The sequence below is a fragment of the Planomonospora corallina genome (genome assembly GCF_042650625.1).
In the GTDB taxonomy this organism is placed as follows: domain Bacteria; phylum Actinomycetota; class Actinomycetes; order Streptosporangiales; family Streptosporangiaceae; genus Planomonospora_B; species Planomonospora_B corallina.
This window is the reverse complement of record NZ_JBHSBM010000016.1, coordinates 1-18,420: the sequence shown is the minus strand read 5'-3', so window position 1 is coordinate 18,420 and position 18,420 is coordinate 1. Positions and strand designations below refer to the sequence as shown.

Sequence of the window (18,420 nt, the reverse complement as noted above, 5' to 3'; positions counted from 1 at the left end):
TTCCCGGAGCGTTCTCCCGGATCCTCTGGACCGCCCTCCCGGATCTCCCCGGATCCTCTGGACCGCCCTCCCGGAACGCTCCCGCGGGGGCGGCGCGGGACCCGCGCCGCCCCCCGGGCCGGAGGGCTACGCCTGCGCCATCACGGCCCGCTCGTTCGGCACGCAGTGGGTCATCTTCAGGCCGTTCACGTCGCGCGGCCCGTTCTTGCCCAGCTTGGCCAGGCGCTCGCGGTCCTCGTCGGTGAGGTCCTGGCTGGCCAGCGGCTCCAGGTGCGAGACGTCGTCGGGGCCGATGCCGAGCCCCTCGCCGACGCGCAGGCCCAGGTCGTCCTCGACCAGGAGCAGGTGCCAGACCATGCGCTCCTGGACGGGGCGCTCGCACTGCGACAGCAGCGTGACGAAATTGAGCACCAGGTCGTCGCGCTCCCACTGCTCCATCAGCAGGTAGCGCTGACCGGCCTGCTTGTAGTCGTTGGTGCGCGGGATGCGCTTGCGGGTGAGGCGCCCGGTGATCGTCGGGCCCTGCTCGTCGTGCGTGGGGAACTGCGCCTCGCGCAGGCCCCCGGTGATGGACGGCTCGTAGTTGACGTGCGGGTTCTCCCCCGCGCCGTCGACGTGGTAGGTCATGAACCCGTCGCGCTGGTTGGTGCGCACGTCGGCGTTCTTGGCCTGGTTGACCGGGAGCTGCAGGTAGTTCGGGCCCACCCGGTAGCGCTGGGTGTCGCTGTAGGAGAAGGTCCGGCCGACCAGCATCTTGTCGTCGGAGAAGTCCAGCCCGTCGACGAGCACGCCGGTGCCGAACGAGATCTGCTCGTTCTCCGCGAAGTTGTTCTCGACGTTCCGGTTGAGGACCATCCGGCCGACGGGCCGCGCCGGGAACCGGTCCTCCGGCCAGACCTTGGTGTCGTCCAGCGGCTCGAAGTCCAGCTCGGGGTGCTCCTCGTCGGTCATGATCTGCACCAGCAGCTCCCACTCGGGGTAGTCGCCGCGGTCGATGGCCTCGTGCAGGTCGCGGGTGGCGTGCCCGAGGTCGCCCGCCTGCACGGCCGCCGCGTCCGCCACCGTCATGCTCCGCACGCCCTGCTTGGGCATCCAGTGGTATTTGACCAGATGCGTCTCTCCATGCTGATTGACCCATTTGTACGTATTCACCCCGAAGCCCTGCATATGCCGATAATCGGCGGGGATGCCGCGCGGGCTGAAGAGGTTGACCAGCATGTGCATGCACTCGGGCGTCTGCGACATGAAGTCGAAGATCCGGTTGGGCTCCTGCCGGAACGTCACCGGGTCCGGCTTGAGCGCGTGGATCACGTCCGGGAACTTGATGGCGTCCCGGATGAAGAAGACGGCCAGGTTGTTGCCGACCAGGTCCCAGTTGCCGTCCTCGGTGTAGAACTTCACCGCGAACCCGCGCGGGTCGCGCGCGGCCTCCGACGAGTCGCGCCCGCCGATCACGGTGGAGAACCGCACCGCGACGTCGGTGCGCTTGCCCGGCTGCTGGAAGAGCTTGGCCCGGGTGTAGCGGCTGATCGGCTCGTCCCCGAGGTACCCGGTGGCCTCGAAGTAGCCGTAGGTCGTCACCCCGCGGGCGTGCACCACCCGCTCGGGGATGCGCTCCCGGTCGAAGTGGCTGATCTTCTCCAGGAACTGGTAGTTCTCCAGCGTGGCCGGACCGCGGGCGCCGACCGTGCGCTGGTTCTGGTTGTCGTATACCGGATGTCCCTGCCGGTTGGTCAGCACCGGACGCTCGTCACCCGGCTGCGGTCCCATGCTCGACACGTCCGTCATGATCGACGCTTCCCTCTCTCGGCGTTGGCTTCCGGGCTCTCCTATCCGCTGGGCGCCGGGTTATGGCCCCGCTCGTCGAGAATCTCCAGAAAAATGCCATGCTCCGGACACCGGGCGCCCGGTGACGGCGGCCGGTATCCGGACCGGGGGTACGCCGGGGGGACGCCGAGGGACATCGGGGGATGCGGGGCCCGGGACGGCCCCGGAAGAGGGGCGGCAGCGGGGCGGGGTCAGCGGCGGGCCTCGGCCGTGTGCCTCCGGTTGGCCTTCTTGATCGCCTCGACGAGCTGCTGCTTGGTCATCGTGGAGCGTCCCGGCACGTCCAGCCGCCTGGCGATGCCGTACAGGTGCTCCTTGGAGGCGGAGGCGTCCACTCCCTCGGCGGTCTCGCCGGCCTCGGGCGTGCTCCTGGCCGCCTGGGCGTCCGAGGGTCCCTTGTGGTCCTTCGGCTCCCAGTGGTCGCCGACCTTCTCGAAGGAGTGCTTGAGCGCGGCGAAGGCCGTGCGGTGCGCCCGTTCGCCCTCCCCGTAGGTCTCCACCGCCGAGTCGTGCGCCTTGATCCAGGTCTCCTGCGCCTTCTTCGCGGAACGGCGCAGTGTCGACGGCAGTTCCTCGCGCGCCGGCATCGTGTCATCACCTCGTCTTCGTCGTCTCCGCTCCCGGATGCTCCTGCGCCTCCCGTCTGCCCAGCCCGGCCGGGAACATGCCGGCCGGGCGTGTACGGCGTGCGTGTACGGCGCGCCTGTGCACCGTGCGTGTACGGCGTGCATGCAAGGGGTCCGCCTGGGTACGGGAGCGGTCTGATAACGCAAGGAGGGTGGAACGATATGAATCGCGAACCACAGCGCCCCGAGGAGACGTCCAGCATCACCGGCAGGACGATGGTCCCGGCGACACCCCGTGACATCGTGCACATCCGGCTGGGCTCGTTCGTCCTGATCGCCACCCTCGGCATCGGCGTGCTCGGGATCATCGCCGGCATCCCGCTGCTGACCGGGGTGATGGCCGTGCTCGCCGTGGTGGCGGCCGTGGACATGGCCGTGGCCATCCGCAGGCAGAACCGGGAGCGCGAGCGGCACGACGGGATGAGCGAGGCGGGTTAGCCCGCCCGACCCTCCTCCTGACCACGGCTCCCGGCCACGGCGCCGTGGCCGGGAGGAGAGGTCAGGAGGAGAGGTCGACCGCCTCCGGGGAGAGGATGTGGTCGAGGACCAGGTGGGCGCAGCCGGTGATGCCGGCCCCGGGGCCCAGGCGGCTGCGCTCGATGCGCAGGTTGCGGGTGGCCAGCGCGGTCGAGCGGCGGTAGACGACCTCGCGGACCCCCGAGACGACGGGCGGGAACGACTCGGCGACGTCGCCGCCGAGGACGACCACGGCGGGGTTGAGGATGTTGACCGCGCTGGCGACGACCTCGCCCAGCATCCGGGCGGCGTCGCGGATCACCGTCATCGTCTCCGCGTCCCCGCCCCGGACCAGGCCCACCACGTCGGCGAGGGTCTTGACCTCGTACCCCCGCGCGCGCAGCCCGCGCAGGATCGCGGTGGCGCTGGCGACCGAGTCGAGGCAGTCGGTGTTGCCGCAGCGACAGAGCACGCCGCCCCCGTCGCGGACCGGGATGTGCCCGATCTCCCCCGCCGCGCCCAGCGCGCCGCGCAGGATCTCGCCGCCGGCGATGACGCCCGAGCCGATCCGGGTGGAGACCTTGACGAAGAGCAGGTCGTCGGCCTCGCCCGCGTAGACGGCGCGGTGCTCGCCGATGGCGATGACGTTCACGTCGTTGTCGAGGAAGACCGGCACCGGGAAGCGCTCGGCGATGATCGGCGGGATCGCCACGCCGGTCCAGCTCGCCATGATGCGGGCGCTCTCGGTACGGCGGGCCGCGAACTCCACGGTCGCGGGCACCCCCAGGCCGACCCCGCGCACCAGTGAGACGGGGCGGTCGCCGAGCAGCTCCTCCCAGGTCCGCATGACCAGGGGGAGCACGACGCCGGGGCCCTCCTCGACGTCGACGGCCAGCTCGGTGCCCGCCACCTCGTCCCCGGCGAGGTCGCAGACGGCGATCTGCGCGCGGCTCGCCCCCAGCGAGGCGACCAGCACGACGCCGCCGGCGGCGTTGAAGACCAGGCGCGTGGGCGGGCGGCCACCGGTGGAGGGACCCTCGCTGTCCTCCACGATCAGGCGGCGGTCCAGCAGTTCGGTGACGCGCAGCGAGACCGCGGGCCGGGACAGGCCGGTGACCCGCCCGATGTCCGCGCGCGTGACGGCTTCGCCCGTGCGGATGAGGCGGAGCACCTCGCCGCTCGTGGCGAGCGCTGCAGCGGGACGACGAGACATCGGCCAAGTGAACCACATCCACTTAGGAAATGAAAAGTTCCGACTTTCTCATCTCGGATGACAAAACTCTGCTTGTGTAAAGCGCAAGACATGACTAGTGTCCGATCTATCCTCAAACCGGAAGATCACCACGGAGCTCCCCCATGTCCGAGAACCCCCAGCCCGCCGACCTCATCGTCTTCGGCGGCACCGGCGACCTCTCCATGCGGAAACTCCTCCCGGCGCTCTACCACTGCGACCGCGACGGACTGCTCGCCCCGGAGACCCGGATCATCGCGCTCTCCCGCGGCGGCCTGGACGACGCCGACTTCCGCGGCAAGGCCGACGCCGAGGTCCGCGCCTCGGTCCCGGTGGACGGCCCCGCCGAGCGGGAGCTCTGGCAGCGCTTCCTGGCCCGCCTGCACCACGTCACCATCGACGTCACCGGCGAGGACCCCACCGGCTGGGAGAGGCTGTCCGGCCTGCTCGCCGGCCACCAGGAGCGGGACCGCGTCTTCTACCTGGCCAGCCCGCCCATGACGTTCGGCCCGTTCTGCCGCCAGGCGCACCGCGCCGGGCTGGTCACCCCCGCCTCCCGGGTGGTGCTGGAGAAGCCGCTCGGCCGCGACCTGGCCAGCGCCCAGGCCATCAACGACGAGGTCGGCGCGATCTTCCACGAGCGGCAGATCTTCCGCATCGACCACTACCTGGGCAAGGAGACCGTCCAGAACCTCCTCGTGCTCCGCTTCGCCAACGCGTTCCTGGAGCCGATCTGGAACTCCCTGTGGATCGACCACGTGCAGATCACCGTCGCCGAGACCGTCGGCACGCCGGGCCGCCGCGGCTACTACGACCACGCCGGCGCGCTGCGCGACATGGTCCAGAACCACCTGCTCCAGCTGCTCTGCCTGGTCGCCATGGAGGCGCCCGCCCGCAACGACCGCGAGTCCATCCGCGACGAGAAGGTCAAGGTCCTGCAGGCGCTGCGGCCGATCACCGGCAGCGAGGTGGACCGCTTCACCGTCCGCGGCCAGTACACCGCCGGCGTCAGCGGCGGCGCGCAGGTCCCCGGCTACCTGGACGAGCCCGACAGCAACCCGCCCACCGAGGCCTCCCACCGGGTCGAGACCTTCGCGGCCATCCGCGCCGAGGTGAAGAACTGGCGCTGGGCGGGGGTGCCGTTCTACCTGCGCACCGGCAAGCGCATGCCGTACCGGTGCTCGGAGATCGTGGTGCAGTTCAAGGACGTGCCCCACTCGATCTTCCCCGGGAGCGCGCCCAACCGGCTGGTCCTGCGGCTGCAGCCGAGCGAGGGCATCCGGCTGCACATCATGGCCAAGGAGCCGGGCGCGGGCGAGGTGGCGCTCAAGCCGGTCCCGCTGAGCCTGAGCTTCGCCGACACCTTCACCGGCCGGGTCCCCGACGCCTACGAGCGGCTGCTCATGGACGTGCTGGCCGGCAACCCCACGCTGTTCATGCGGCGTGACGAGGTGGAGGCCGCCTGGCACTGGATCGACCCCATCCTCGCCGAGTGGGAGTCGCAGAGCATGCTGCCCGAGCCGTACCCGGCGGGCACCGCGGGCCCCGCCGGGGCGCACGAGCTCGTCGGCCGGAGCGGCCGCGCCTGGCACGACGAGGACCCCTCGTGACCGGGCTCCCCGGCTCCGCGCCGCGACCCGAGACCCGAACCGACACCGACACCGACACAGGAGGCCGGATGCACCCCGTCGTCCAGGAGGTCACCGACCGCCTGATCGAGCGCAGCCGCGCCAGCCGCGGCGCCTACCTGGCGCGGCTGGAGGCCGAGGCCGCGGCGGCCCGCGAGCGCGGACCCGCCCGCTCGAGCCTGGGCTGCGCCAACCTGGCGCACGGCTTCGCCGCCGCCGGGATCGACAAGCCCGCCCTGCGCGCGAACGTCAGGCCCGGCGTGGCGATCGTCTCCAGCTACAACGACATGCTCTCGGCGCACCAGCCGTACGAGACCTACCCGGCCGTGCTCAAGGCGGCGGTCCGCGCGGCGGGCGGCGTCGCCCAGTTCGCGGGCGGCGTGCCGGCGATGTGCGACGGCATCACGCAGGGCCGCGCGGGCATGGAGCTGTCGCTCTACAGCCGCGAGGTCATCGCGATGGCCACCGCGATCGCCCTGGCCCACGACATGTTCGACGCCTCGCTCATGCTGGGCGTCTGCGACAAGATCGTGCCGGGCCTGCTGATCGGCGCGCTGCACTTCGGCCACCTGCCGGCGGTGTTCGTGCCCGCCGGGCCGATGACCTCCGGCCTGCCCAACAAGGTCAAGGCCCGCACCCGGCAGCTGTACGCCGAGGGCAAGGTCGGCAAGGAGGAGCTGCTGGACGCCGAGGCGCAGTCCTACCACTCCCCCGGCACCTGCACCTTCTACGGCACCGCCAACTCCAACCAGGTCATGATCGAGGTCATGGGCCTGCACCTGCCGGGCGCGACCTTCGTCAACCCGCGCACCGAGCTGCGCGAGGCCCTGACCCGGGCGGCGGGCCGGCGCGCGGTGGAGATCACCGCGCACGGTGACGAGTACACCCCGGTCGGCGGGGTCGTCGACGAGAAGGCGATCGTCAACGCCTGCGTGGCGCTGCTGGCCACCGGCGGCTCGACCAACCACACCATGCACCTGGTGGCCATCGCCGCGGCGGCCGGCGTCGAGCTGCTCTGGGACGACCTGGCCGCGCTCTCGCGGGCCGTGCCGCTGCTGGCCCGCATGTACCCCAACGGCCAGGCGGACGTGAACCACTTCCAGGCCGCGGGCGGCATGCAGGTGCTGATCGGCGACCTGCTCGACGCCGGGCTGCTCCACCGCGACGTGCTCACCGTCGCCGGGCGCGGGCTGGACCACTACCGCTCCGCCCCCGAGCTGAAGGACGGCGAGCCGGTCTGGACCGAGCGCACCGGAGGCAGCACCGACCTCGACGTGCTCCGCCCGGTGAGCGCCCCCTTCTCCTCCGACGGCGGCACCTGCATGCTCGACGGCAACCTGGGCCGCGCGGTCATCAAGGTCTCGGCCGTCAAGCCCGAGCACCTGGTGGTCGAGGCGCCGGCCAAGGTCTTCGAGGACCAGCTGGAGCTGCTGCGCGCCTTCGAGGCGGGCGAGCTGGACGGGCAGGACTTCGTGGCGGTCATCCGCTACCAGGGGCCGAGCGCGAACGGCATGCCCGAGCTGCACAAGCTCATCCCGCCGCTGGCGGTCCTGCTGGACCGGGGGCAGCGGGTGGCGATCGTCACCGACGGCCGCCTCTCCGGCGCCTCCGGCAAGGTCCCGGCCGCCATCCACCTGTCCCCCGAGGCCGCGCACGGCGGGCCCATCGCGCTGGTCCGCGACGGCGACCCCATCCGCCTGGACTCCACCACGGGCACCCTGGAGCTGCTGGTCCCGGCCGGGGAACTGGCCGCCCGCACCCCGCAGGGCGCTCCGCCGACCGACGCGCAGTGGGTGGGCACCGGCCGCGAGCTGTTCGCCGCCCTCCGCGCCGCGGTGGGCCCGGCCGAGCGCGGGGCCGGCGTCTTCGCCCTGAACGGCCGCGCCGAGAGCGCCGCGGTCGCCGAGGCCGCCGGGAGCACCGGAGCCACCGGCGGAATCGAGGGCGCCGGGAGCACCGGAGGCGCTGGGGGCGCTGGGGGCGCCGCATGAGCCTCCCCTGGCTCGTCGCCGACATCGGCGGCACGAACGCCCGCTTCGGGCTGGTCACCGAGATCGGTGGGCGGCCCGAGGCGGTGGCCGTACTGGCCGGCAGGGATCACGACGGGCTTCCCGGAGCCGTAGCCGCCTACCTCGCGGACCACGCGGGCGGAGTGCGGCCGGGCGCGGCCTGTCTGGCGATCGCGGGGCCGGTGGAGGGCGACCGCTACCGGCTGACCAACGCCGGCTGGTCGGGGTCGGTGCGCGACCTGGGCATCCCCCACGTCGAGCTGCTCAACGACTTCGAGGCCCTGGCCGCCTCCCTGCCGCACCTGGCCGCGGACGACCTGGTCTCCCTGGGCGGTCCCGAGCCGTCCCACGGGGTCAAGGCGGTGCTCGGCCCGGGGACCGGCCTCGGCGTCGCGGGCCTGGTGCCCGCCGCGGAGGGGTGGCTGCCGCTCCCGGGCGAGGGCGGGCACGTGACCGTGCCGGTGTGCGACGAGCGGGACCGGGAGGTCGTCCGGGCGCTGCACGCCGACGGGCTCGGCCACGTGGTGGCCGAGCACCTGCTCTCCGGGCCGGGGATGGGCCGGCTCCACCGCGCCCTGGCCCTGGTGCGCGGGGTGGAGGCGCCTCCGCTGTCCGCCGCGGACATCGTGTCCCGCCTGGACGACCCGCTCTGCGCGGAGACCGTGGAGGTCTTCTGCGGCCTGCTCGGCACGTTCGCCGGGAACGTCGCGCTGACCCTCGGCGCCCGCGGCGGCGTCTACCTCGGCGGCGGCGTGCTGCCCCGGATCGTGGACCGCGTCCTGGCCAGCGACTTCCGCCGCCGGTTCGAGACCAGCCCGGTCCTCGGCGACTACCTGTCCGGCATCGCCACCACACTGATCACGGCGCCGCAGCCGGCCCTCACCGGCGCCGCCGCCTGGCTGGCCCAGCGCCTGTCCGGCACATCCCGTCTGGAGTACGCATGAGTCTGCTCGACATCGCCCCGGTGGTCCCCGTCGTCGTCATCGACGACGTGGAGACCGCGGTGCCCCTGGCCCGCGCCCTGGTCGCGGGCGGCCTGCCGGTCATCGAGGTCACCCTCCGCACGGCCTGCGCGCTGGAGGCGATCCGGCGGATCGCGGACGAAGTCCCCGGCGCGGTGACCGGCGCCGGGACCGTGCGGAGCGCGGCGGACGTGGACGCCGCGGTGGAGGCCGGGGCGAGGTTCCTGGTCAGCCCGGGCTCCACGGCCTCTCTGGTGGACGCCATGGCCGGCAGCGGCGTGCCGTTCCTGCCGGGTACGGCCACCGCCTCGGAGGTCATGGCGCTGGCCGAGCGGGGGGTGCGGGAGATGAAGTTCTTCCCCGCCGAGGCCGCGGGCGGCGTGCCGTACCTGAGGTCGCTGGGCGGCCCGCTGCCGGAGGTGCGCTTCTGCCCGACGGGCGGGATCAAGCCCGCCACGGCCCCGGACTACCTCGCACTGCCGAACGTCGGCTGCGTGGGCGGGACCTGGCTCACCCCGGCCGACGCGCTGGCCGCGGGCGACTACGCCCGGATCGAGAAACTGGCCGCCGAGGCGGCGGCGCTCCGCCCCGCCGCCTGACGCGCCTCCCGAACACGCACGCGGGCATTTCCTCCCTTTCCGCCCGCGCGCTGCCATGAGCAGCCGAGAACCGGCCCTTCCTGCTCATGGGAGAAGGCCCATGGCCGCCCACCAGGCGGCCGTGGGCCTTCGCCGTCTTCCGGACGGCCCGGGCCTTCACCGCCTCCGGCGGCCGCGAACCCTCGCCGCCTCCGGCAGCCATTCGCTGTCCGCCGGGCGGCCATGGCCTTTCGCCGCCCGGCGGGGTCTCAGCGGCCCTCGTGCCGGCGCTGGCAGTCCATGCACAGCCGGGCCAGCGGCCGGGCCTTCAGCCGCTCGAAGGGGATCGGCGAGCCGCAGCCGTCGCAGCGGCCGTAGGTCAGCGCGCCGATGCTCTCCAGAGCCCTGCGCACCACGGCGGCGTTCCGCTCGGCGGAGGCGAGGTCGGCGAGGAGACCCGTCTTCGCCGAGACCTCCACCGCGTCGTCGTTCACCGCCTCCTCCAGCTCCGCCAGCTGCTTGGTCCACCGGAAGAGCTGCTCCTGGAGCTCCTCGCGGATCGCGTCGAGCTGCACGCTGCTGAGGTGGGTGGCGGTGGTCATGGTGGTGTGGTCCTTTCGCGGAGAGTCGGGCAGAGGGCCGGCCGCGGAGGCCGGCTCCGGTAGGCGGCCGGCCGGGTGGTGGTCACCGGCGGGCACGGCGGGCACGGGCGGGCGGCCGCCGGCCGGGTGGGCGGCGGACACGTCACCCCCTCCCGTCGGGGGCGCAGGCGGCGCAGTGCCGGGTGTGCGGGACCCGCCTGAGCCGCTGGAGCGCGATGAAGACCCCGCACCTCCGGCAGGTGCCGTAGACCCCGAAATCCAGCCGCTCGATCGCGGCCTCGATCTCCGCGACGGCCGTCCGGGCGCGCTCGGCGCGCCCCCAGTCCAGCGGGACCGGACCGCCGTCCGCCGGCCGTTCCGGCGCCCGCCCGTCCTCGGCGAGGGACGAAAGCTCCGCCCGCGCGGCGGCGAGCCGCTCGTGCAGAAGCGCGCGCAGCTCCTCCAGCCGCGCGGTGTGCCGCTGGTAGTCCTCCAGCAGGCTGCTTGCCCATCTGATGTCACCCATGACGACATCACTCCTTGCATGACTCGCTGACGGCCCGGGCCCTGAGGTGGCCCGTCACCGTGGAAGCCGGTCCGGCGCGCGGCGCGCGGGAGTCCGCGGGCGCACGGCCGGGGGACCTCGGCCGCGCGCCCGTGCGGAACGGGACCGGCGGAGGTCGTGAGAGAGGGAGCGGAGGCGACGGCCTCTACGGCAGCGGCGGGCTGCGCGGGGTGACGACCCGCCGGGCTCCGCGCCGGCAGCCCGTCACCGGGCCGGCGCCGAACAGGGCGATGGGCAGCAGGACGAGGAGCGCGGCGGCGGCGCCGACCGCGGAGAGGGCGCGCGGCTGGGCGGGGGTCGGCAGGTGCTCGGTCCCGCCCGGCAGGAGCCTCGGAGCGGTCGACTGGTGAGCCATCCCGGGGTGGGAGTCCACGACCGCCACCGCGGCGTCGGTGGCACGCCATCCGGAGGACCAGGAGGAGGGGGCGACGGCCGCGAGGACGACCATGACGACGAGGCCCACCACGGCCGCTCCGGCAGTGGGCCTGCGTGTGCCCCACCGCGGTTCCCTCATTAAGGTGACCATAGCCCAACTCCTGCAAGAGCGGCACTGCGCGGACCACCGGCGTTCTCCCCGCCGCGGCGGGCACGGCACGGCACGTCCGGGCAGGAGACCACCTCCGTCTCCCCGTCCCTCCTGCCACAAGAGGTGCCCCGATGGCCGTCACCCCGGCCTGCACGCCGTCCCTCGAGGACCTGACCTATCCGCCCGGCTCGCTGGTGGTGCTCACCGGCCTGCCCGGGGCGGGCAAGAGCACCCTGCTGGACCGGCTGTACGGCCTGCGCGGCGACGAGACGCGGCCGGTCTCCGCCGGCGGGGTCCGGGTGATCGACTCCCGGCAGTCGCGCTCCTGGTGGGCGCCCCGCCTCGACCCTCTCCCCGCGCCGCTGCGGACCCTTGTCGTGCACGCCACCCACATGGCGCGCATCTGCCGCGCCGTGCTCGGCGGGCACGCCGTCATCGCCCACAGCAGGGGCACCTGGCCGCACATCCTGTACGGCCTGGCCGCCGTCGCCCGCCTGGCCGGCACCGGGCTCCACCTGGTCCTGCTGGACGTCGACCCCGAGGCGGCGCGCGCGGGGCAGCTCGCCCGCGGCCGGGTCGTGGCCGCCCCGCTCTTCGCCCGGCACTGCCGGCGCTGGCGGGCGCTGGTCGCCCGGGCCCGCGCCGGCGCGCTCCCTCCCGCCGCGAGCGTCACGGTCCTGGACCGGCCGGCCGCCGGCCTGCTGCGGGCCATCCGCTTCGACGGGCGGTAGGCCGCACCGCCGTACGGTGAGGCGACCGTACGGCGAGGCGACCGTACGGGCGGGCGGCGGATCCAGACGGACGGCGGATCCAAGCGGGCGGCGATGACCATCCTCCCGCAGGTTTCTCCTCGGACACGAGTGGTATGGCTTTCCCTCGAAAGGGACAAAAGGCACAAATGGGGAGAAGTGCCATGATCACCATGGAGCAGATTCGCTCGGTGCTCGACCACACCGTCTACGACACGAACGGGGACAAGATCGGCGACGTCAAGCACGTCTACCTCGACGACGCCACCGGCAGGCCGGAGTGGCTCTGCGTGAAGACCGGGCTGTTCGGCACCAAGGAGACCTTCGTCCCGACGCAGGCCGCCGACATCGTCGCCGACCACGTCGAGGTCTCCCTCGACAAGAACCGCATCAAGAACGCCCCCAACGTCGACGTGGACGCCGGCGGCCACCTCTCCGCCGAGGAGGAGCGCGAGCTCTACCGCTACTACGACCTGGACTGGGACAGCTCCTGGCAGCAGGCCAACCAGCCGGGCGAGAGCGGCTGGGCGCGCGCCGGAGGCGAGCGCGAGCGCGAGCGCCTGGGCACGGGCCTCTCCGACGACGAGCTGCGGGCGGACACCGGGACCGGCCGCGCGGGCCCCGCCGCCGGACGCGGCGAGGACGACGCGATGACCCGCTCGGAGGAGCGGCTCCACGTCGGCACCGAGAGCCGCCAGACCGGCCGGGCACGGCTGCGCAAGTACGTGGTCACCGAGGACCAGCAGGTCACCGTGCCGGTCAGCCGCGAGGAGGTCCGCCTGGAGCGCGAGCCGGTCACCGACGAGAACCTGGACCAGGCGCTGAGCGGTCCGGAGATCAGCGAGGCCGAGCACGAGGTGACCCTGCACGCCGAGGAGCCGGTGGTGGAGAAGGACACCGTCCCGGTCGAGCGGGTCCGGCTGAGCAAGGACCGGGTCACCGAGGAGCGGAACGTCTCCGAGCCCATCCGCAAGGAGCACCTGGACGTCGAGGAGGACATCGAGAGCGACGCGGACAGGCGCGGCCGGGGAGACACCCGCGGGCCCGGCCGCTCCATCTGAGCGAGCCGCCCGACCCGGCCGGACCGCACCTCCGCACGGCGCACCACGGGACCCGCACAGCCTCGCGGCGCACCACGGGACCCGCACGGCCTCGCGGCGCACCGGAGGTCCGGATCCGGCTCCAGGCCCGGACCCCAGATCCCGGGCCCAGATCCCGGAGACCCCGGACCCGTCCCCCGGCGCGGAGCCGGGAGACGGGTCCCGCGCGCGTCAGAGCGGCAGGATCCCGCCCGGCTTCAGGGCCTTCATCGCGATCTGGGAGGTGAGCTTGTCCAGGCCGGGCAGGCGCCCGAGCCGCTCCAGGCAGAGCTGGCTGTAGGCGTCCATGTCGGGCACCGCGACCCGCAGCACGTAGTCGGGGCGGCCGAACATGCGCAGGCACTCGACCACGTCGTCGATCTCCATGACGGCGGCCTCGAAGGCGGTGACCGTCTCGGCGTCCTGCCCCTCCAGCTCCACGTAGGCGAGGACCTGGAAGGCCCGCCCCACGGCGGCCGGGTCGACCACGGCCCGGTAACCGGTGATCACTCCGGCCTCCTCCAGGTTGCGGACCCGGCGCAGGCACGGGGAGGGCGTCAGCCGTACCCGCTCGGCCAGCTCCTGGTTGCTCAGCCGGCCATCCGTCTGGAGAAGGCGGAGAATTTCACGATCTGTGGCGTCCATGACATGTGATGCTAACCACAGCGCCAACCGGCCCGAAAATCGCCATCGGATTTCGGTCCTTCTGACATAGCCTTGCCGCCATCCAAAGCGGGGCCGACAGACGGGACCACCAGCATGACGATCTTCGCCGACTCCCGCGAGATCACTCCCGACGACCGATACCTCCTCGACGGGGGCCAGGTCTTCATGACCGGCACGCAGGCGCTGGTGCGGGTGATCCTCGACCAGATGCGCGCCGACCGCCACGCCGGGCTCGACACGGGCACGATGGTGTCCGGCTACCCGGGCTCACCGCTCGGCGGCTTCGACCTGGAGCTGGCCCGCGCCCGCGGGCACGCCGAGCCGCTCGACGTCGTGCACCGCCCGGGCCAGAACGAGGAGCTCGGCGCCACCGCCGTCTGGGGCAGCCAGCTCGTGCCCACCCTCCCCCGGCCGCGCAAGGCCGGCGTGCTGGGCGTCTGGTACGGCAAGGCCCCCGGCGTGGACCGGGCCGCCGACGCCCTCCGGCACGGCAACTTCGTCGGCGCCCACCCGCTGGGCGGCATGATCGCCCTCTGCGGCGACGACCCGACCTGCAAGTCCTCCACCCTCCCCTCCGCCACCGAGAGCGCACTGGCCGCCCTCGGCATGCCGATCGTCCACCCTGGCACCGTCCAGGAGCTGCTCGACCTGGGCCGCCACGCCATCGCGGCCTCCCGTGCGAGCGGCCTGTGGGTCGCGGTGAAGGCCGTCTCCAACGTCGTGGACGGCACCGGCACCGTGAGCGTCGGGCATGACCGGATCGTCCCGGTCATGCCCGGCGTCAAGAACGACAACGGTGTGGAGTACAGCGTCGAATACGAAGGCCGGCCGTACCGGCACATGCCGAACGGCACGCTGCTCACCCCGTGGTCGCTGGAGATGGAGCGCACCCTGGTCGGCCCGCGCACCGAGCTGGCCCGCGCCTACGCCCGCGAGAACGGCCTCAACCGGATCACCTCCGACCCGGCGGGCGCCCGGCTCGGCATCGTCGCCTCCGGCACCGCCTACCACGACGTGCGCGAGGGCTTCCGCAAGCTCGGCGTCACGCCCGAGGAGGCCGGCGTGCGCCTGCTGAAGATCGGCATGCTCTGGCCGCTGGAGCCGGAGATCGTCCGGGCCTTCGCCCGCGGCCTCGAAGAGATCATGGTCGTGGAGGAGAAGGGCCCGTTCCTGGAGACCCTCGTCAAGGACGTGCTGTACGGCACCGCGGACGCCCCGCGCGTGCTGGGCAAGCTCGACGAGAACGGCGCCCGGCTGATCCCGCGGTCCGGCGGCGTGGACGCCGACCTGGCGGCCAAGGCGATCGCCTTCCGCCTGCGCCGCGCGGGCGTCGCGCCGCAGGCCGGTTCCTCCGACCTCGGCGACCGGGTCTCCAAGGGCCTGGCCGTGATCTCCCGCCCGGAGCCGCTGAAGCTGCTCACCCCCCGGCGCACGCCGTTCTTCTGCTCCGGCTGCCCGCACAACCGCTCCACCGCCGTCCCGGACGACGCGCCGGTCAGCGCCGGCATCGGCTGCCACACCATGGTGGTGCTCAACCCCGCCGGCAAGGGCACGCTCACCGGGCTGACCCAGATGGGCGGCGAGGGCACCCAGTGGATCGGGCAGGCGCCGTTCACCGACACCCCGCACATCTTCCAGAACCTGGGTGACGGCACCTTCCACCACTCCGGCTCGCTGGCGATCCGGGCCGCCGTCGGCGCGGGCGTCAACATCACCTACAAGATCCTCTACAACAGCGCGGTCGCGATGACCGGCGGGCAGACCATCCAGCCCGCCCTGGCGGTGGCCGAGCTGACCCGCTGGCTGGAGATCGAGGGCGTGCGCCGGGTGGTCGTCACCACCGACGAGCCCCGGCGCTACCGGCGCGTCAAGCTGGCGAAGATCGCCGAGGTCCGCGACCGGAGCACGCTGGAGGAGACCCAGCGCGAGCTGGCCGCGATCCCCGGCGTGACCGTGCTCGTCCACGACCAGCAGTGCGCCGCCGAGAAGCGGCGGCTCCGCAAGAAGGGCGCGCTGCCCACCCCGGCCAAGCGGGTCGTGGTCAACCAGCGGGTCTGCGAGGGTTGCGGCGACTGCGCGAAGAAGTCCGAGTGCCTGTCGGTGCTGCCGGTGGAGACCGAGTTCGGCCGCAAGACCGAGATCCACCAGTCGTCCTGCAACCAGGACTTCTCCTGCGCCGACGGCGACTGCCCGTCCTTCCTGACCGTGGTCCCGGCCAAGGGGAAGGCGGCGAAGCGGTCCGTGCCGGCGCCGCCGGAGATGCCCTCCCCCGCGCTCCGCACCGGCGCCACGACGGTCCGCCTGGTCGGCATCGGCGGGACCGGGGTGGTCTCTGTCGCGCAGATCCTCGGCACCGCCGCCCTGCTCGACGGCAGGCGCTCCCGGGGGCTGGACCAGACCGGCCTCGCCCAGAAGGGCGGCACGGTCGTCTCCGACGTCGTCATCTACGACGACGCGGACGGCGAGGGCGGCGGGGAGCGGTCCGGGCGGGCGAGCACGGCCAGCGTCGACGCCTACCTGGCGCTGGACCTGATCGGCGCCACCGACCCCAAGCAGCTGGCCGCCGCCGACCGCGACCGGACCGTCGCCGTGGTCTCCACCAGCCTGGTCCCGACCGGCTCCATGGTGCTCGACCCGGCCGCGAACCCGGTCGAGCTCGGCTCGCCGATCGGCGCGCTGGAGGCCCGCACCCGCGCCGACCTGAACGTCTACCTCGACGCCGAGCAGCTGGCCCAGGCGCTCTTCGGCGACCACATGCCGGCCAACACCATCGTGGTCGGCGCGGCCTGGCAGCGCGGGCTCATCCCGCTCAGCCTCCGCTCGATCGAGCAGGCCATCCGGAGCGGCGGCGGCAGGTCCGCGGAGAAGACCGTGGCCGCCTTCCACTGGGGCCGCGCGGTCGTCGCCGACCCGGAGGCGGTGGCCCGGGCGACCGGCGCCGCCCCCGCCGGGACCGCCGGGGGCACCGCCGCCCTCCCCGCGGGCGCGCTCGCGCAGCTCGTCGCGTCGGCCGGCGCGGCCGAAGGCAGCGAGCTGCACCGGCTGCTCACCGTCCGGGTGCCGGACCTGGCGGCCTACCAGAACCTGCGCTACGCCGTCCGCTACACCGAGGCGGTCCGCGCGGTCCTGGCCCGCGAGGAGCCGGGCCGCTGCCCGGTCACCGAGGCCTACGCCCGGCAGCTGCACCGGCTGATGGCCTACAAGGACGAGTACGAGGTCGCGCGCCTGCACCTCGACCCCGCCGAGCGGGCCAGGATCGCCGCCGAGTTCGGGCCCGGCGCGAAGGTCTCCTACAACCTGCACCCGCCGTTCCTGCGGGCGATGGGCATGAACCGCAAGATCCGCCTGGGCGGCTGGTTCGACCCGGCCTTCCGGCTGCTGTACGGCATGCGCGCCGTGCGCGGCACGAAGCTGGACCCGTTCGGCCGGGCGGAGGTGCGCAGGGTCGAGCGCGAGCTCGTCGCCGAGTACACCCGCGACGTGCACCGCGCCCTGGAGCACCTGCGCCCGGAGACCGAGGACCTGGTCCGCGAGCTGGCCGGGCTGCCCGAGGTGATCCGCGGCTACGAGGAGGTCAAGCTGGCCGGCGTCGCGGCCTACCGGGAGCGGGCCGCCGCGATCCTGGCGGAGCTGGAGTCCGGCCGCTGACCGCCGGCGGGCCCCCGCCCGCCCCTCGGCCGCCCGCCCGGCGGGCGGCGCGGATCCGCCGGGTCCCTCCGCGCAGGGGGACCCGGCACGGAGAGCGCCGCCGCGGCCTTCCCGCGCAGGAAGGCCGCGGCGGCGCCCCGTCCTCCCGCTACGCCCGGGCCAGCAGCGCCGCGGCGGTGATCGGGTCCTCGTGGGTGCCGGGCACCGTGCAGGCGTGCGCCCCGGCGATCGCGCCGAGACGCGCGCACTCGGTGGCCGGGCGGCCGTGCAGCCTGCCGTACAGGAAGCCGCTGACGAAGGCGTCCCCCGCGCCGTTGCTGTCGACCACCGGCCCGGGCGGCGTCACCGCCGGGACGTGCCGCAGCCCCTCGGCGTCGAGGACATGGCAGCCGTCCGCGCCCGCCGTGCAGACGACCGTCTCGGCCCGGCCCGCGCCGAGGATGGTGCGCATGACCTCCTCCCGCCGGTCGCCGAGGGCGGTGGCGGACAGGAAGACCAGGCCGGAGGAGAGGGCGAAGTCCCAGTGGTGGCCGTTCTCGCCGTCCCAGTCGTGCAGGTCGGTGGAGATGGTGGCGGCGGGCCGGTCGGCCAGGTCGGGGTAGACGTGACGGCAGAAGTCGTTGATCGAGACGTGGACGTGACGGGCGGTCCGCACGGCGTCGAGGTAGAGCTCGCGCGGGAGCCGCTCGCCGGGCGCGTCGCGCACGTCGAACAGCGAGGTGCGCCGCCCGTCGGGACCGACGAGCAGGACGCTGCGCCGGGTGCCCTGCGGCGCCGTGGCCCAGGCCGCCTCGATGTCCCGGGCGGCGAAGTGCTCCCGGACCAGCCGCCCCTGGGGATCGTCGCCGACCAGGTCGGCGATCAGCACCCGCAGGCCGAGCGCGTGGCAGCCGAGCGCGACGCCGCTGCCGGTGTTGCCGATCCGGTCGAGCACCGGCGGCACGGCGTAGGTGTCGGCGTACGGCAGCGGCAGCGCCGGCACGTAGACCGTGCTGTCGACGCCCGTCCCGCCGAGCACGACGACGTCATGGGTCATCGGTCACCTCCAACGTGGGATCCCGGCTCCGGAGCCGGTGAGCGGGACGCTCAGCGGTTGACCAGCGGGCCGGAGCCGGTGGAGCGGCGCACGACCAGCTCGGGCTGGAACATCAGCTCCAGGTTCTTGCCCGGCGCGCCGTTGATCTCCTCCAGGAGGGTCTCCACCGCGGCCGAGGCCATCGCGCCGATCGGCTTGCGCACGGTGGTCAGCGGCGGGTCGGTGAAGGCGATCAGCGGCGAGTCGTCGAAGC

17 protein-coding genes are annotated in these 18,420 nt (G+C 73.6%); 8 read left to right on the top strand and 9 right to left on the bottom strand.

Features of this window, described 5'->3' with window-relative positions:
* Positions 1-126: 126 nt before the first annotated feature.
* Positions 127-1,788 carry a catalase gene (locus ACFOWE_RS11125; RefSeq protein ID WP_377287175.1) on the bottom strand — a complete coding sequence of 554 codons (1,662 nt, stop codon included), beginning with the start codon at positions 1,786-1,788 and terminating at the stop codon, positions 127-129.
* Positions 1,789-2,018: 230 nt separating this feature from the next.
* A complete protein-coding gene (locus ACFOWE_RS11120; protein ID WP_377287174.1) occupies positions 2,019-2,414 on the bottom strand; it encodes a ChaB family protein in 396 nt (131 codons plus the stop codon).
* Between the two features lie 201 nt (positions 2,415-2,615).
* On the opposite strand from ACFOWE_RS11120, the gene ACFOWE_RS11115 reads away from it, so the two are divergent.
* Positions 2,616-2,891, top strand: a complete 276-nt coding sequence (locus tag ACFOWE_RS11115) for a hypothetical protein (RefSeq protein WP_377287173.1) — start codon at positions 2,616-2,618, stop codon at positions 2,889-2,891.
* 61 nt (positions 2,892-2,952) lie between these two features.
* Here the strand turns inward: ACFOWE_RS11115 and ACFOWE_RS11110 are convergent, their stop codons facing one another.
* Positions 2,953-4,122 (bottom strand): ROK family transcriptional regulator, encoded by a 1,170-nt coding sequence (locus ACFOWE_RS11110; RefSeq protein ID WP_377287172.1) that lies wholly within the window; start codon positions 4,120-4,122, stop codon positions 2,953-2,955.
* Positions 4,123-4,265: 143 nt separating this feature from the next.
* Between ACFOWE_RS11110 and zwf the strand changes: the two genes are divergently transcribed.
* The 4 genes from zwf to eda all read left to right on the top strand — a co-directional run bounded on the left by zwf (position 4,266) and on the right by eda (position 9,338).
* On the top strand, positions 4,266-5,750 hold the full coding sequence (gene zwf, locus ACFOWE_RS11105; protein ID WP_377287171.1) for a glucose-6-phosphate dehydrogenase: 1,485 nt from the start codon (positions 4,266-4,268) through the stop codon (positions 5,748-5,750).
* Between the two features lie 68 nt (positions 5,751-5,818).
* Entirely contained in the window at positions 5,819-7,759 is a 1,941-nt protein-coding gene (gene edd / locus ACFOWE_RS11100) for a phosphogluconate dehydratase (RefSeq protein ID WP_377287170.1), read from the top strand.
* Positions 7,756-8,721, top strand: coding sequence for a glucokinase (locus ACFOWE_RS11095; protein ID WP_377287169.1), 966 nt, complete (start codon positions 7,756-7,758; stop codon positions 8,719-8,721). The genes edd and ACFOWE_RS11095 overlap by 4 nt, the downstream gene beginning before the upstream one ends.
* Positions 8,718-9,338, top strand: a complete 621-nt coding sequence (gene eda / locus ACFOWE_RS11090) for a bifunctional 4-hydroxy-2-oxoglutarate aldolase/2-dehydro-3-deoxy-phosphogluconate aldolase (RefSeq protein WP_377287168.1) — start codon at positions 8,718-8,720, stop codon at positions 9,336-9,338. Before ACFOWE_RS11095 ends, eda begins: the two co-directional genes overlap by 4 nt.
* A gap of 248 nt (positions 9,339-9,586) precedes the next feature.
* Here eda and ACFOWE_RS11085 read toward each other — a convergent pair whose 3' ends face one another.
* The 3 genes from ACFOWE_RS11085 to ACFOWE_RS11075 form a co-directional block, all read right to left on the bottom strand.
* Positions 9,587-9,919 carry a TraR/DksA family transcriptional regulator gene (locus ACFOWE_RS11085; protein WP_377287167.1) on the bottom strand — a complete coding sequence of 111 codons (333 nt, stop codon included), beginning with the start codon at positions 9,917-9,919 and terminating at the stop codon, positions 9,587-9,589.
* Positions 9,920-10,061: 142 nt separating this feature from the next.
* Positions 10,062-10,424 carry a TraR/DksA family transcriptional regulator gene (locus ACFOWE_RS11080; protein ID WP_377287165.1) on the bottom strand — a complete coding sequence of 121 codons (363 nt, stop codon included), beginning with the start codon at positions 10,422-10,424 and terminating at the stop codon, positions 10,062-10,064.
* A gap of 184 nt (positions 10,425-10,608) precedes the next feature.
* A complete protein-coding gene (locus ACFOWE_RS11075) occupies positions 10,609-10,977 on the bottom strand; it encodes a hypothetical protein (RefSeq protein WP_377287164.1) in 369 nt (122 codons plus the stop codon).
* A 143-nt stretch (positions 10,978-11,120) separates the two neighbouring features.
* Here ACFOWE_RS11075 and ACFOWE_RS11070 point away from each other — a divergent pair, with 143 nt between their 5' ends.
* A complete protein-coding gene (locus ACFOWE_RS11070; RefSeq protein ID WP_377287163.1) occupies positions 11,121-11,720 on the top strand; it encodes an ATP-binding protein in 600 nt (199 codons plus the stop codon).
* Positions 11,721-11,902: 182 nt separating this feature from the next.
* On the top strand, positions 11,903-12,799 hold the full coding sequence (locus tag ACFOWE_RS11065; RefSeq protein ID WP_377287162.1) for a DUF2382 domain-containing protein: 897 nt from the start codon (positions 11,903-11,905) through the stop codon (positions 12,797-12,799).
* Between the two features lie 210 nt (positions 12,800-13,009).
* On the opposite strand, the gene ACFOWE_RS11060 is transcribed toward ACFOWE_RS11065, so the two are convergent.
* The gene (locus ACFOWE_RS11060; RefSeq protein WP_377287160.1) at positions 13,010-13,462 is read right to left on the bottom strand and encodes an Lrp/AsnC family transcriptional regulator; all 453 of its coding nucleotides are present in this window, start codon (positions 13,460-13,462) and stop codon (positions 13,010-13,012) included.
* A 114-nt stretch (positions 13,463-13,576) separates the two neighbouring features.
* Here ACFOWE_RS11060 and ACFOWE_RS11055 point away from each other — a divergent pair, with 114 nt between their 5' ends.
* Positions 13,577-17,131, top strand: coding sequence for an indolepyruvate ferredoxin oxidoreductase family protein (locus tag ACFOWE_RS11055; protein WP_377287159.1), 3,555 nt, complete (start codon positions 13,577-13,579; stop codon positions 17,129-17,131).
* A 148-nt stretch (positions 17,132-17,279) separates the two neighbouring features.
* Here ACFOWE_RS11055 and ACFOWE_RS11050 read toward each other — a convergent pair whose 3' ends face one another.
* Positions 17,280-18,167: a carbohydrate kinase family protein gene (locus tag ACFOWE_RS11050; protein ID WP_377287158.1), complete on the bottom strand. Its 888-nt coding sequence runs from the start codon at positions 18,165-18,167 to the stop codon at positions 17,280-17,282.
* A 50-nt stretch (positions 18,168-18,217) separates the two neighbouring features.
* The coding region (locus tag ACFOWE_RS11045) for a substrate-binding domain-containing protein (protein WP_377287157.1) at positions 18,218-18,420 on the bottom strand (203 nt) is incomplete at its 5' end.

Coding starts and splice junctions, on each gene's coding strand:
- ACFOWE_RS11125 (WP_377287175.1), bottom strand. CDS start 1,788: ATGACGGACGTGTCGAGCATGGGACCGCAGCCGGGTGACGAGCGTCCG.
- ACFOWE_RS11120 (WP_377287174.1), bottom strand. CDS start 2,414: ATGCCGGCGCGCGAGGAACTGCCGTCGACACTGCGCCGTTCCGCGAAG.
- ACFOWE_RS11115 (WP_377287173.1), top strand. CDS start 2,616: ATGAATCGCGAACCACAGCGCCCCGAGGAGACGTCCAGCATCACCGGC.
- ACFOWE_RS11110 (WP_377287172.1), bottom strand. CDS start 4,122: ATGTCTCGTCGTCCCGCTGCAGCGCTCGCCACGAGCGGCGAGGTGCTC.
- zwf (WP_377287171.1), top strand. CDS start 4,266: ATGTCCGAGAACCCCCAGCCCGCCGACCTCATCGTCTTCGGCGGCACC.
- edd (WP_377287170.1), top strand. CDS start 5,819: ATGCACCCCGTCGTCCAGGAGGTCACCGACCGCCTGATCGAGCGCAGC.
- ACFOWE_RS11095 (WP_377287169.1), top strand. CDS start 7,756: ATGAGCCTCCCCTGGCTCGTCGCCGACATCGGCGGCACGAACGCCCGC.
- eda (WP_377287168.1), top strand. CDS start 8,718: ATGAGTCTGCTCGACATCGCCCCGGTGGTCCCCGTCGTCGTCATCGAC.
- ACFOWE_RS11085 (WP_377287167.1), bottom strand. CDS start 9,919: ATGACCACCGCCACCCACCTCAGCAGCGTGCAGCTCGACGCGATCCGC.
- ACFOWE_RS11080 (WP_377287165.1), bottom strand. CDS start 10,424: ATGGGTGACATCAGATGGGCAAGCAGCCTGCTGGAGGACTACCAGCGG.
- ACFOWE_RS11075 (WP_377287164.1), bottom strand. CDS start 10,977: ATGAGGGAACCGCGGTGGGGCACACGCAGGCCCACTGCCGGAGCGGCC.
- ACFOWE_RS11070 (WP_377287163.1), top strand. CDS start 11,121: ATGGCCGTCACCCCGGCCTGCACGCCGTCCCTCGAGGACCTGACCTAT.
- ACFOWE_RS11065 (WP_377287162.1), top strand. CDS start 11,903: ATGATCACCATGGAGCAGATTCGCTCGGTGCTCGACCACACCGTCTAC.
- ACFOWE_RS11060 (WP_377287160.1), bottom strand. CDS start 13,462: ATGGACGCCACAGATCGTGAAATTCTCCGCCTTCTCCAGACGGATGGC.
- ACFOWE_RS11055 (WP_377287159.1), top strand. CDS start 13,577: ATGACGATCTTCGCCGACTCCCGCGAGATCACTCCCGACGACCGATAC.
- ACFOWE_RS11050 (WP_377287158.1), bottom strand. CDS start 18,167: ATGACCCATGACGTCGTCGTGCTCGGCGGGACGGGCGTCGACAGCACG.